Here is a 13,296-nt window from a genome sequence, read left to right on the forward strand (position 1 = left end):
GGTGGTCAATAAAAGAGCTGTTGTTTTTTTAAGCTTGGCAATGTTTGCCATGTTTTGTCTTGTTGCTTCGCCTTCACGAGCGCAAGAGGAGACTATCGATCTCGTTGAAAAACTCGAAAAATGCACTTCATTTCATTGGGGGACGGATTGTCTGGTCTGGATTGTGCATTATCCAGAAGACATTGTTGATCCATGGGTTTCGATAGAAGCAGAAAGACAAAGGCTTGGCGAGCGAGAAAGGGAGGCTTATCGCCAAGCCTTTGTCAAAGATCTCAGGATGGAGGAATGTGAGCCTTTTCTTTTGACTATTTACAATTTTGGATTAAAGTCACTAAATTTAAAGCCTTTGTCAGAACATCTCTTACTGGAGGTCGATGGGGAAAAACTGCCTTTGGCAGCTTATGACAGCAATTTTGACGAACCCATCAATGGCATTTTGCAAGGTTTGGTTTTTTTCCCTAAAGTTACCTCTAAGGCTTTTACGGTCATCTTGAGCGGTGTTTACCCAAGGGAAATGCGATTTTCCTTCGATTCAACTGCCTTGCTAGCCGAGGAAGTCAAAGAGAAAAAAGAAGCGGTTGAGACGTCAATTCAGCCCGAAACAATTGTTGAAGATTCACTAACCATGGAAGAAATTATCGTGGAATTACCGGTTTCGGAAGAAATAAAAGATGCCCAAAAAGAACTTCCTCCAAATGAAGAATCGGATGATTCACTCGATGAGCCTTCGAGTTTTGAGGATGCCACAAAATATCCTGAGGAACCAGTGATTTTGCCTCCGGGGCCTGATCCGTTGCTCCAGGTGCAGAAGAATTCTACCAAGAGCGAAATAGATGTTTCATTAAAGGAAATTCTACAGAAAATAGAAAAAGAAACTTCAATGACTAAGGAAGAAGTAGTGACCCTCTTTGTGGAAAGTTGGATAGAGGGAGATTTAAATACAATGTATGAACTGCTGGCTTCCGAGACAAAGAGGCAGTACACCATGGAGGAATTTGAAAAGGCTGCCATGGAATCGAATATACGATGGGCTTTTAAAGATGGTTACGATGTGACTTGGGTCAGTGACGATAAGGCAAAAATCAGCGGCATCCAAAAGATGGTGCTCATTAAAGTGGAGCGAAGCAAGATTTTAGGCCTGGTTCAAGAAAGGGGAAGGTGGCGCGTTGTCTGGTAAAAAGCGCGTATACCGCATGGTTTTCCTAGCTTTATTTGTGGCTGCCTTTGTTGCTTTCTTAGTGAGGGATTTATATTTAACTGAAAACGATGGTGATGAAGAAAAAAGCACTTTCGTCGTCGAAAAAGTACAATATCGAAACATAATTGACGATAATGTATATATCTTAGATGCTCAAAGAGGCTGGAAATCGAATGATTTGTATATTTTGGAGGATGTTAACATTACTATTGAGGGCAAGGGTGGAAATGTATGGAAAGTTCAAGCTTCAAGAGGCAGCGTGCCTGAAGCATCAGGTGGGATCGTTGTTTTAAAGGAAGCAAGGGGTATTACGAGCATAAAGGGAGATCAATTTCACTGGCATTCTCCTGAAGTACGATGGAAGCCCGATGAACAGCTTTTTTTCTTCGACGATGGTATTCGTGCCTTTGGGGAATCGATCGAGATACGGTCACAAAACGGGTTGGTACGTCTTTCCGGCGAGATGGAACTTTCTGGCAAAGCAGAAGTTGTATATAGGATGCATAAAAAATAAACGTATTCCGTAGCATTTCTAAAACCAATTGAGATTTGCTTTCTTACAGAGTGCATGGACGTTTTCGGATCCAACTAAGATTTTACCTGGCATTTATTATCAAAGAGGGAGAAGTGTTCATGGACTGTAGCCACAGGAATTTTCAATGTGGAAACGTTATTTCTTTGTTGATGTTTCTATCTTTGATAATTTTTACTTGTACCTCAGCTTTTGCCCAGGAATTATCCTCGCCAGTTACGCTAGAGGCAGATGAAGTGGTCTTTTTTGAGATTGAAGGGCGTGCTGAGGCGAGAGGTAACGTTATAATCAGGCGCGAAGATATGAAACTTGAAGCTCCTTACGTTGAATACTTCATAGAGAGTTCCATGGTATTTGCAGAAGGTCACGACGATGAGCTTGTAGTATTAATTTGGGGCAACAGGGTTCTTAGGGGAGACAAGCTTGAATATAACCTAATTACCCAAGAAGGGATAATGCAAAATGGCTCGGGACAAGAAGGACCAGTATATGTTTACGGAGGAGATGTTAAAATAGCCCCGCCTGAAGCGGCGTTGAGTAAGGGATGGCTGGGCAGGAAAGACTTAGAAAAAACAGAAAAAAATGCCCACGTTGCTATTTGGGAAAATGCAAATTACACAACGTGTGATGCGCCAAAACCGCATTACAATCTTTATACCACTAAGATGACAGTCATACCGGGTAACAAAGTGGTCTTAAGGCGCCCAAGGGTGTACTTGGATGGGAAGTTGCTTTATACATATCCCTTTAATTATGAGATCAACATAAGGGATCGAGAGGCGAGCAGTCCCTTTACTTTCCGTATAAAAGACGATTCCGATCGAGGAACCGGCGTCATAGGATATGGTCCGGTGGTTGTCGATGATAGGCTGTCCGTTAACGTTCACCTCGCTTACTGGTCGGATATGGACGAAGAATGGATGGTTTTAGGTAGTTACGGTTTGACAAATCAATGGAGTTTGTTTGCGAATGCAGTCTATGCTTATAACTCTGACGAAGACGAGAAGCGTTACCGACCCAGTTGGGGTGCAAATTATTATAATCAGGGCTTTTCGGGGAAAATTTATTGGTCTCAAGCTGAAAACGTTTCGATAGAAAAAGAAGCAGGAGTGACTTATAAAGGGGTCCTTTGGCGGTCCCCTGAGGTTCAACTGTTCACGCCTTGGGTCGATTTAACGTCAAATGCAAGGTCGCGCCTCGCCCTCTATTGGGGTCATTATGAAGCCGATGAAGCCGAAGTAGACAGGTGGGGTTATGGCTTTGATTTTTCAAGCTCCTTTGCTCCTTTAGATAAAAAAAATAATAACTTCACGCCCTTTATTTGGGCTCAGTATCAATGGTTCAAGTATGACGCGAAAAAGTGGCGCCGTCAGGAAATAATAGACGCGACTTGGGGATTGCGTTACAGAGTCGGTGAATTTCCCATGGTAACTCGATATGCCCAGCGCTGGACGACTGGGAATTCGCCCATGTCCTGGGACGATTACTCGGATAGACGCGAGATTTATCATACCACGGGCATTCCTCTGGGGAGTCGCTGGAAAGTGGCGGTAAGGACCGCCTATGATTTCGTGGATGAACATTTAGATGAAGTAGTTTACAGCTTGGTTTACGACGAGCACTGTTATTATTGGGAATTTATCTATAAGGATGAGAGGCCAATGTATTCGACAAGCGATGAGGATGATTGGATGGGGTTGAGGCTCGTTATAAAAGCATTTCCTGAAAGCAAGATTACCTTTGGCGGAGAGGTGGAGGAAATTACAAGTCCGGCCCAGGAAGTGGGGTTCGTAAAATGAAAGTATTAGTGTTATATGGAGGCGAAAGCCCGGAACGAGAGGTGTCGCTTGCAAGCGGGAAGGCAGTAGTCGAAGCGGCGAAGGAAAGCGGCTTTGAGGTTTTAGATGGCCATGTGCGAACAATGAAAGATGTCATAAAATGTGTAAGTGACCAAAAGTTCGATGTCGTTTTCATAGCACTGCATGGAGGATGGGGAGAAGACGGCAGACTACAAGCTCTGCTCGAGTTCTATGATGTACCCTATACAGGCTCGGGTCCTGAAGCCTGCATGCTTGCAATGAATAAAGCCTTGAGCAAGTATAGGTTTCGACGAGACGATATTTCTGTGCCTGAGGGAATCGAAATTGACACGTCTCGACAGGGCATAGAAACGACCTATCAAAAGGTAATCTGTTTTTATAATAAGCTTAGTGAAGAAAAGATGGTCATCAAGCCTTCGCGATGCGGTAGTACAATTGGTATAAGCATAGTTGCTCAAGAGGGCGATATATTGTCTTCCCTGCGCTTAGCTTCCGAGTATGACAATCTCATCCTGGCTGAGCGGTATATCCCTGGGAAAGAAGTCACTGTAACTGTGTGGGACGATGGCGGTAACATCAGGGCGTTTCCCGTCATAGAAATAGTACCCAAAAATTCACTGTACAGTTATAGGGCAAAGTATACGCCTGGTAACAGTGAATATTTGGTACCCGCTCCATTGCAAGAATCGGTAGCTTCGGAGGCTAAAAAAGCGGCCATCAAAGCCCATCTTAGCTTGGGTTGCAAGCAATACAGCAGGGTGGACATGCGCCTTGATCTTAATGGAAAGCCTTATGTCTTAGAAGTAAACACTGCGCCCGGGCTAACTGCTACGAGTCTGGTTCCAAAGGCGGCGAAAGCAATTGGTTGGTCCTTCGAGGATCTGGTGAAGCGATTAATTACAAACGCTCTTGAAAGATAAAACATTAACCTGAAGCTCGAAATAATCACCCTCATGATTGCAGGCAAAAAAGTAACCCTTCCTTTTATTTGACATCCTTTAGACAGGTTTGCCTTATTACACTAGACCTCGATACGTAATATCTTGAGCCTTCTTGTCCCGCGAGGAGCTCTTGCTATGACTTCATCGCCGACGGTTTTGCCTATTATAGCTTGCCCAACGGGGCTTGAGACCGATATTCTGTGATTGCTTGGGTCGGTTTCCTCCGAATTTACGATTACATAAGTAAATTCTTCATTAATATCGAGGTCTCTTAGAGTAACTTTGGTGCCTAAAGTTACCTGACTTGTGTCTATTTGATCACTGTCGATGATTCTGGCTTTAGATAGTTGTGATTCCAATAGCTGAATTCGTGCCTCGAGTTTGGCTTGCGCTTCTTTGGCTGTATGGTATTCCGCATTCTCGCTTAAATCTCCAAATGACCTTGCCTCTTCAAGTTGTTTTGATATCTCGTGCCTACCATCGCTCCTCAGTTTTATGAGTTCAGCGCGTAATTTCTGGTATCCTTCGCGCGTCATCAAAATGACATCATCTTGTTGGACTCTTTCAGCCGACATTCCTCATTTACCTCCTAGCGAGAAAAGTCTCATTTTCAGATCTAGCTTAGCTTTATGAATTTTACAGCATTTATTGCCGATGTCAATCGAATCATATCCATTTTTCCTTCATTTATTAATTTTACAGTTCAACCAAAGGGATAATCCTTTGAGTTTGCAAGGAAACCTGCGTTACAAATGTGCTATGAAAGCAGGACCAGCCCCTGTTGTTATTTTTTAACTTTGACTAAAAGTCCAAAGAAATTCATGAGGGCCGAAGTTTAGTTATTATTGTAGGTGAGAAATGCTTGGTCTAGAATGTAACCGAAGGAAATTACGAATAAATGCGTTATCGTGCTTATAAGAGATTTTAGGGGCTATTTGACAAAGCTAATATAATTACAAAATGGAGCATGGGATTGTTAGGTCAAGAAAATTAAAGGTGAAGATATTTAGGAGGTATTCGTTATGATAACCTGCAACAAAAACAGGATACAGAATAAAATAGAAACATTTGCCAAGTTTGGCGGCACCGATAAGGGAGGCATAACGAGATTTGCACTATCAAAAGAGGACTTGCAAGCCAGGGATGAATTTGCGAGGAGAATGAAAAATGTTGGTGCTAATATAGTAACTGATGATATGGCCAACGTATATGCAACTATTCCTGGTTCCGAAAAGGGACTCCCTAGTATTGTGATGGCTTCACATACAGATTCTGTCAAAAATGGTGGTAATTATGACGGTATTTTGGGAGTTATAGGAGCAATGGAAGTTCTTGAAACAATTGTTAACAACAAGATTCCTCATAGACATCCAATTACGGCGATGATCTGGACAAATGAAGAAGGCTCTTTATATCCACCAGCGATGATGTCCTCAGGAGTTATTTGCGGTAAATTTGATAAAGCAGAGGTGTTGGCTTCTAAAAGCCCAGAGGGGAAAACCTTCGGAGAAGCTTTGTTAGAGAGCGGTTATGTGGGCGATGAGGCTAACAGGCTCAATCCTAGAGATTATATGGCCATGTTAGAGCTGCATATTGAACAGGGTCCAGTATTAGAAGCAGAGAACAAACAAATAGGTGTTGTAGAGGGTGTTGTTGGTATGGTTAACTACAGGATTAAAACTCATGGCCAGACTGGCCATGCAGGAACTGTGCCAATGTCATTTAGAAGAGATGCCCTTTTGGCTGCGACCTCTGCAATAAGATATTTCCACGACGAGTTTGGTAAATTGGAACGTGATCTAATATATACCACAGGAGAAATCTTTTGCCATCCATGTATACATACATGTATTCCTGGATTTGTAGATTTTTCTCTGGATGCGAGACATAAAGATCCAAGTGTAATAAAACAAGTTGTTGACATAATAAAGGGCATTCCTAAGGAACTTGATAAATGCAAAGTAAGCTACGAAATGAGATGGAAGCGTAACACAGTAAGTTTCAATGAAGAAATAATTAACTGTATTCAGAAAAGCGTCGATGCTTACGGTTATACATATAAAAGAATGTATAGTGGCGCTGGGCATGATGCGCAGTACGTTGCGGAAATGCTACCTACTGGAATGGTCTTCGTACCAAGCAAGGGGGGACATAGTCACTGCGAGCTAGAACATACGCCATTAGAAGATTGTTGGCGTGGTATTAATGTGCTCCTACTTGCTGTTTTGGAGATAGATCAAAAAGACAGGATATAGCTAGAATTTAAAATCGCTGATTTCATACGTCTTGGGTATAACCTGGTACAATAATGAGCCTGTTTCACAACTCACCCCACCAAGGTTAGAATGCAGTAAAATAAAGCAGTCTTCATGGAGATGGAACAAAATATACAAGCAATAGGCCTATAGGTACTTAAGGTTCACTTCATCTCAATATAGAAACTTACAATCTACGGCTTCTTTGGGAAATGATTTCAATGCAAGATCTCAAGTTGGGAAACAGGCTCTAATACTCTTGCCTTTCATATAGTCTGAAAGCTTGTTCGATCTGCCATCGAGCTATCTCATCTTGAAGAGAAAGCATCCTTTCGCGAAGTTGGGTGATTTTATACCTGTCTAGAGGGTTATCGTATAACCTAGAATGCAATTCTAGTCGATGTCTTTCCAGCTGGCCCATGTTTTCGACTATTTGTGTCCGAATTTTTAGATCATATGGAGCTAATCCTAAGCGAGATCTGCTCATGCTCCACGTATGAAGGCTCGCGTAACCGGGTCTCAGTTCACTCATAATTACTCCCTGACCGCAGCCGTTATGAACGTTCCAAATAGGACTTGATCTAAAACCATATCGCCCATGTGCGGAAGCTATGCCTGTAACAGCTATCAACACGACAAGTGTCAAAACTGCAGCTGTTGCCCGTTTCATGCTTGTCACCCCCTAAATTAGGTTTACCTAAATTTTATCATTCGAAGCAGAATTTTTCAATACGATGAGAATGAATTAGTTTTGATGAAAATATTTTCCGTGACATTAGGTATTTGAGTTGGTTTATTTTCTTTACTAGGTACTGACGAGGCGTATTTTGCTATACTCAAGGGAAACTGTTGGCCTCGCTCGTGTTATCTATATTTGTGACCGTAAGCGCTATTAGAATGTTGGTCGGTTTGTAGTTTATGGTTGCTTTATGCCTTAGAAATATTTGTTTGAAGGAAGTTTTTGTAGTAGGTTATAATAACCAAGGAAATTTTTGAAACGAGAGAGGGAAAAGCTGATATGTCTTTTAGCTTTGCTATTAATATATACGGATGTCAGATGAACCAATATGACGGTGATCGCTTGAGGACAGCCTTGACCTTTAGAGGCTGGAAAGAGACAGATACGTCTCAAGCCGACGTCGTCATAATTGTGACTTGCAGCATTCGGGAAAAAGCCGAACAGAAGGTCTTAAGCGAGATAGGACGTTACAAGAAGGCTTTTGGGGTAAAGGGCAAGCCCATTTTAGCCGTCATAGGTTGCATGGCCCAAAACATGGGTGTGGAGTTGATTAGAAGGTTTCCGCAGGTAAGAGTCGTAGTTGGGCCAAGGCATATAGGATTGGTACCGGATGCATTGGAAAAGGCTCTACGCAATAAAGTAGTCGTATATTTGGACGAGGATCCTAGAGAAATGGTTGACTTGAAAGTTACGCCTATTATAAGAAGTAATCCCTTCAAGGCTTTTGTCACCATTGCACACGGATGCGATAATTTCTGTACTTATTGCATTGTGCCCTACGTGCGCGGAAGGTTTGTATCGAGACGACCAGATGAGATCTTGGAAGAAGTATCGGAGCTTGTCGAAGATGGCATCCTTGAGGTCACGCTCTTGGGTCAGAATGTCGATTCCTATGGAAAGGACTTTTGCAAAGGTTATCGATTTTCGGATCTTTTACGTGATGTATCGCACATTCCCGGGTTGCTCAGGGTGCGCTTTACCACCTCACACCCGCGCGATTTTACGGATGATGTAATAGAAGTTATGGCAGAAGAACAGAAAATCTGTCCTGCTGTAAATCTTCCCATCCAGTCGGGAAGCGATAGGATTTTAAAGAAGATGAATCGAGGTTACACTGTCAGCGGATATGAAGGAATAATAAGACGCTTGCGCAATGCAATTCCAGACATTTCAATAACAAGCGACCTTATAGTCGGTTTCCCCGGGGAGACGGAAGAGGATTTCGTGGACACTCTTAATATGTTGGAAAGAATGCAATTTGATCTGGTTCATACGGCTTCCTATTCTCCGAGAGAAGGAACGCCAGCAGCTGTGATGCCTGATCAAATTTCCCAAGAAGAGAAAAAAAGAAGACTTGCCATAGTAAATGAGCTACAAGATGCTATATCGTTTAAGAAGAATTTAGACTTAGTTGGCAAGGTTGTTGAGGTGTTATTTGATGATTTAGCGCCTAAAGGAGGAGGGCTCCTGCAAGGCAGAACGCCCACGGACAAGGTAGTGTTGGTACCGGGGGACGAGACTATGTTAGGAAAATTGTACGAGGTGCGCATAACTGAGGCCTCCAACTGGTATTTGTACGGTGAACTAGTTTCATTGAGGGATTTTAACGATGTCCTCGAAGTTGGACTTTGAGTTCCTTCATGAGAAAGAATCACTTGAAAAATACAAAAGCAGTAAGAGCTTTAAATGGTTTTTAATGGCCTTTCTGTGTTTTGTCTTGGCGTTGGGATTGTCGGCCGCATATTCTTTGGGAAAGATAAAAGGACGATCATTTGAAGCCGAGAATGTTGTCCTTCAGGGCATTGGAGCATCAGAGATTGTAAACAATAACGAGGAAGGCGAACTTGACAAAAAACAGGCGACTCCTGAGGAAAAGGAATGGATATTGTACATTACAGGAGCTGTTAAAAACCCGGGCGTGTATAAAATGCCATCTGGGTCAAGGGTGTATCAATTGGTGGAAAAAGCGGGAGGACTTACCACTAAAGCTGACCCGGTGGCCATAAACTTGGCTGCAAACTTAGGTGATGGTTGCCACCTTCATGTGCCCGAGAAAGGTGAGTTGGTTGCCACTACATTAGTTGAACAGAGCAGGGATAATTTGTCCATCGCGAAGGATGTCTTTGCTGGCTCCAATGCTAACAAGCCTTATGGAAGTTACGAAAAAGATGTCGATGTAATAGACCTGAATAGGGCGAGTGCGGAGATGTTGCAAAGTCTTCCTGGCGTAGGACCTAAGACTGCCCAGGCAATATTGGATTACAGGGATCTAAGGGGAGGGTTTCGTTCAGTAGAGGAACTGCTTGAGGTAAAAGGAATAGGACCCAAAAAGATGGAGAAGATCAGACCTTACGTTACCGTTGGATATAGATGAAATTACTTTATGAAACTCCCTGTTTGTGTCTGTTAGTCTCATTTATAGTTGCCGTTCTTTTAGCGGGTAAAGGTTTCCCCTTTTTGTTATCAAGCCTTATCGCTGGGTTTATTATGTTGGCCTTGGGTTTTTGTTCCTATGACGGTACGTCTCATGCGCTTTATGTTTTAGTTTTGTGCTTCGTTATCGGATTGCTGGGAAGTTCGTTGTTAGCTTACAGAGTTGGAAATGAGCTCATTTTAGCTGATAGCATATCAGAGAAGGCGGTTGTTGCCTTTGAAAGGCCCTGGGGGAGCAAAAGAGCCGTAGTGTTCAAGACCGCTAAGGGTAAATACGTTGCGGATGTATCACCAAGTCTGGCTTTAAGAGAAGGTGACAGCATCGAAATAAAGGCTTCAATACTTCCGTTGGAAAATAAATCTACGGGCTTTAATCCTTATACCTATTGGAGATCTCGAGGCGTAAGGGGTCGCCTGGTTGGCTTGCAAGTAACCAAAAGCCGGAAAGCCAACAGTTTTAACCTATATCGCTGGCGATCTTTTTTAAGAAGTTGGGTCTTGTTGAATTTTCCGCCCAGGGTAAGGGGATATTTGCTAACCCTGCTTTTTGGAGTTAAAGACCCTGATTTGGCTCAACTTCATTCAAAATGGGGGACTTCCCATTTGCTGGCTGTATCAGGGTTTCATGTAGCCTTGGTGGTGGGGATTGTCTTTCGAGCTCTAAGAAAAGCCAAATGGAAAGTTCAAATATCATTGCTCTTGCTGTTTTTTTACCTGGCCTTTACTGGGTTTGCTGCTAGTGCCATGCGCGCTGGTTTGATGACGGCTTTTGTATTGATCGGAAAGATGATTGGACGGCCCATAAAGACTCTTCAAGCCGTAAGTCTGGCAGCTGTTTGTTTGCTTTTATGGAGGCCCTGGTTTGTGTGGGATGTAGGTTGGAAATTGTCGGTCATGTCGGCCTTGACGATCGGATGTACCGGTATTTTTTCCAAAAGGATCTCGCTGCTAGCTTCAAGTGCGCTTCTTTGGATGATCACTGCTGGTATTGTGCTTACAATTTTCGGATCATTACCTGTCGTAGGACTTTTTTCTAATTTGATCGCCATTCCTGTTTTTGCACTTTTATTTTTTGTCGTTCTGCTTTCAACCCCCCTTGTCATTTTGCCCTTTGGCTTGGGTACATTAGTAGTTTGGTTTGCAGAAAAGGCTTTGCTTGTCTTTGAATGGTTGCTAAACTTCTTGGCCTCTTTCATGCCCATGAGCATTACGGAACCTTGGCATTGGCCCATTATTTCCATTGCAATATTATTTGTTATACTGACTAAAAGGTTAAATTTTGGTTTCTTTAGGAGCATTTGTGTGTCGAGCTGTGGACTGGTAGTTTATATGATATTGCTATCTTAAAAAGAGGGGGTGTAAGAGATGCTTCTCGTTCTGGATATAGGTAATACAAATACTTGCCTTGGTATTTTCGATGGTGCCTGCTTGGTTGCAGATTGGAGACTTACATCAGAGAAAAGAACCGGGGATGAACTCGGGATTTATCTTACGGGATTGCTTTACATGACAAAGTTAGACCAGAAGTCTATCACCAGTTCTATAATTTCGAGTGTTGTCCCTCCGCTTGAGATGGCATGGCGTGAGGGGATCTCGAAATACTTGGGTATAAAACCCATGGTGGTCGATTCAAGCGTGGACCTTGGCATAAAGGTAAAGTATGACATACCTGCTGAAGTTGGCGCTGACAGATTGGTAAACGCGGTTGCCGCCGTGCATAATTATGGAAGTCCTGTCATTGTGGTAGATTTTGGCACAGCCGTAACGCTTGATTACGTATCTTCTGATCGCTCATATCTCGGAGGGGCAATAGCTCCAGGGTTGCAGGCCAGTGTAGAGGCATTGTTTGGCAAGACTGCAAAGCTTCCCTTGGTAGCACTCGAGCCTCCCAAAAGGGCCATTGGGAGGTCTACATCGGAATCGATGAGATCTGGAATAGTAATTGGTTACGCTGGACTGATAGATGGCTTGGTTGATCGTATGTCGCAAGAGCAAAAAGAAGCGCCCAAGGTCATTGCGACAGGGGGACATGCCGAGACCGTAGCAAGGTGGTCAAGTAGAATAAACGTCGTGGATCCTAATCTCACGTTAGAGGGGCTGAGGCTTATATATGAGCGTAACATCAAATAACCCTCTGTGGCTTGCTCCCATGGCCGATATTACCGCATGGCCTGTAAGAAAAATGTGTTTCCATTTAGGCGTGGGGCTTGCTCATACTGAGATGATCTCGGCAAAGGCTGTTGTTGATAAAAACCAGTCTGTTTTTCCTTCTTTGTTTCGACACCCCAACGAAGGACCTTTGGTATTGCAGCTTTTTTCTGGCAACGTCGATTTTCTCTTGGAGGCAGCAGAGGAAGCCTTAAAGGTGAGTTCATTTGAAGCGCTGGGCATAAATATGGCGTGTCCTTCCAAGAAGGTTATGGCATCAGGAGGAGGCGCAGCCATGATATTCTGCCCTGATGTTGCAACCCAAATGATAAAGGAAACCAAAGCCCTTGGCTTGCCGATTTGTGTAAAGACGAGAATTCCAAGCCATAACTTGCATGATGCCGTTAAATGGTGTGAGCTTTTAGTGTCATCCGGTGCGGATAATGTCGCGGTCCATGCAAGAACGCCGTCGCAGGGTTATAATGGAATATCGGATAAGAATATTATGAAGGAAATTGCCAAGGCTTTTCCTGGCATGATAACAGCTACGGGTGACGTGTTTACTTCCGGTGATGTTGTTGAATATCTGGAGATGGGCTGCAAAAGCGTTTTAGTTGCGCGAGGTGCCCTGAAGAATCCCTTCATGATACCAGATGCTTTAAAGGCTTTGGGATATTTTGCAGATTTCAAAGATTCATTTAAATCCAGAGTCAATGTTTTTCGGACTTTTCTGATAGACTTATGCGAAATAGAAGACAATTCAGGCATGCACTTGCTTCGCCACTTCTTATCATGTATTTTTAAAGGAATGCCCAGGGCTTCCTATATGCGATCTTCTTTGGCGAATGCTGGCAGTATAGCGAAAACGAAGGAATTATTTGATTCATATATCAATGATTTTAATAACCTTTACGCTAAGGGGGAGCAATAAATGAATGATAATAACGTAAACATGGAAGAACGCACTGCTCCGGAAAAAGAAATAATAAGACAGCGCGTGGAAAAACTGGAGCGCCTGCGTAAGGAATCAAAATTTGATCCATACGTGATCGATAAATGGGATAAAGAGCATAAATTGTCCTTTGTACACGAACATTTCTCCCATTTAGGTCCAGATGAGATGGATGAAACTGCAACAATAAAGACGGCGGGTCGTGTCATGACGATTAGAAAGCATGGTAGGGCCTCATTTGCGCATTTGGAGGACGATTCAGAAAGACTTCAGCTCTA

Annotated in this window: 12 protein-coding genes and 1 pseudogene; 11 read left to right on the forward strand and 2 right to left on the reverse strand. The window is 43.1% G+C overall.

The features are described from left to right. Window position 1: 1 nt before the first annotated feature. The 4 genes from AC5SXE_RS11505 to AC5SXE_RS11520 all read left to right on the forward strand — a co-directional run bounded on the left by AC5SXE_RS11505 (window position 2) and on the right by AC5SXE_RS11520 (window position 4,470). Entirely contained in the window at window positions 2–1,177 is a 1,176-nt protein-coding gene (locus tag AC5SXE_RS11505) for a hypothetical protein (protein WP_303882475.1), read from the forward strand. Continuing rightward, a complete protein-coding gene (locus AC5SXE_RS11510; protein WP_303882474.1) occupies window positions 1,167–1,712 on the forward strand; it encodes a hypothetical protein in 546 nt (181 codons plus the stop codon). Before AC5SXE_RS11505 ends, AC5SXE_RS11510 begins: the two co-directional genes overlap by 11 nt. Window positions 1,713–1,831: 119 nt before the next feature. Continuing rightward, on the forward strand, window positions 1,832–3,529 hold the full coding sequence (locus tag AC5SXE_RS11515) for an LPS-assembly protein LptD (RefSeq protein ID WP_493917392.1): 1,698 nt from the start codon (window positions 1,832–1,834) through the stop codon (window positions 3,527–3,529). Next, the gene (locus tag AC5SXE_RS11520) at window positions 3,526–4,470 is read left to right on the forward strand and encodes a D-alanine--D-alanine ligase family protein (protein WP_303882469.1); all 945 of its coding nucleotides are present in this window, start codon (window positions 3,526–3,528) and stop codon (window positions 4,468–4,470) included. Before AC5SXE_RS11515 ends, AC5SXE_RS11520 begins: the two co-directional genes overlap by 4 nt. Before the next feature lie 101 nt (window positions 4,471–4,571). Here AC5SXE_RS11520 and greA read toward each other — a convergent pair whose 3' ends face one another. Further along, entirely contained in the window at window positions 4,572–5,066 is a 495-nt protein-coding gene (gene greA, locus AC5SXE_RS11525) for a transcription elongation factor GreA (protein WP_303882467.1), read from the reverse strand. A 447-nt stretch (window positions 5,067–5,513) separates the two neighbouring features. Here greA and AC5SXE_RS11530 point away from each other — a divergent pair, with 447 nt between their 5' ends. Next, window positions 5,514–6,746, forward strand: coding sequence for a Zn-dependent hydrolase (locus AC5SXE_RS11530; protein WP_493917393.1), 1,233 nt, complete (start codon window positions 5,514–5,516; stop codon window positions 6,744–6,746). 250 nt (window positions 6,747–6,996) lie between these two features. Here the strand turns inward: AC5SXE_RS11530 and AC5SXE_RS11535 are convergent, their stop codons facing one another. Then, window positions 6,997–7,416 (reverse strand): hypothetical protein, encoded by a 420-nt coding sequence (locus tag AC5SXE_RS11535; protein ID WP_493917394.1) that lies wholly within the window; start codon window positions 7,414–7,416, stop codon window positions 6,997–6,999. A gap of 348 nt (window positions 7,417–7,764) precedes the next feature. Here AC5SXE_RS11535 and miaB point away from each other — a divergent pair, with 348 nt between their 5' ends. The 6 genes and pseudogenes from miaB to AC5SXE_RS11565 all read left to right on the forward strand — a co-directional run. Then, window positions 7,765–9,117 carry a tRNA (N6-isopentenyl adenosine(37)-C2)-methylthiotransferase MiaB gene (gene miaB, locus AC5SXE_RS11540; RefSeq protein ID WP_493917395.1) on the forward strand — a complete coding sequence of 451 codons (1,353 nt, stop codon included), beginning with the start codon at window positions 7,765–7,767 and terminating at the stop codon, window positions 9,115–9,117. Beyond that, window positions 9,095–9,859, forward strand: coding sequence for a helix-hairpin-helix domain-containing protein (locus AC5SXE_RS11545; protein WP_303882458.1), 765 nt, complete (start codon window positions 9,095–9,097; stop codon window positions 9,857–9,859). The genes miaB and AC5SXE_RS11545 overlap by 23 nt, the downstream gene beginning before the upstream one ends. Next, window positions 9,856–11,265 (forward strand): ComEC/Rec2 family competence protein, encoded by a 1,410-nt coding sequence (locus AC5SXE_RS11550; RefSeq protein ID WP_493917396.1) that lies wholly within the window; start codon window positions 9,856–9,858, stop codon window positions 11,263–11,265. Before AC5SXE_RS11545 ends, AC5SXE_RS11550 begins: the two co-directional genes overlap by 4 nt. A gap of 18 nt (window positions 11,266–11,283) precedes the next feature. Beyond that, entirely contained in the window at window positions 11,284–12,048 is a 765-nt protein-coding gene (locus AC5SXE_RS11555) for a type III pantothenate kinase (RefSeq protein ID WP_310846930.1), read from the forward strand. Next, window positions 12,029–12,997: a tRNA dihydrouridine synthase gene (locus tag AC5SXE_RS11560; RefSeq protein WP_310846927.1), complete on the forward strand. Its 969-nt coding sequence runs from the start codon at window positions 12,029–12,031 to the stop codon at window positions 12,995–12,997. The genes AC5SXE_RS11555 and AC5SXE_RS11560 overlap by 20 nt, the downstream gene beginning before the upstream one ends. Beyond that, window positions 12,998–13,296, forward strand: a pseudogene (locus AC5SXE_RS11565) (lysine--tRNA ligase); the annotation flags it as partial. It lies immediately after the preceding gene.

The organism is Acetomicrobium sp., from assembly GCF_059026225.1.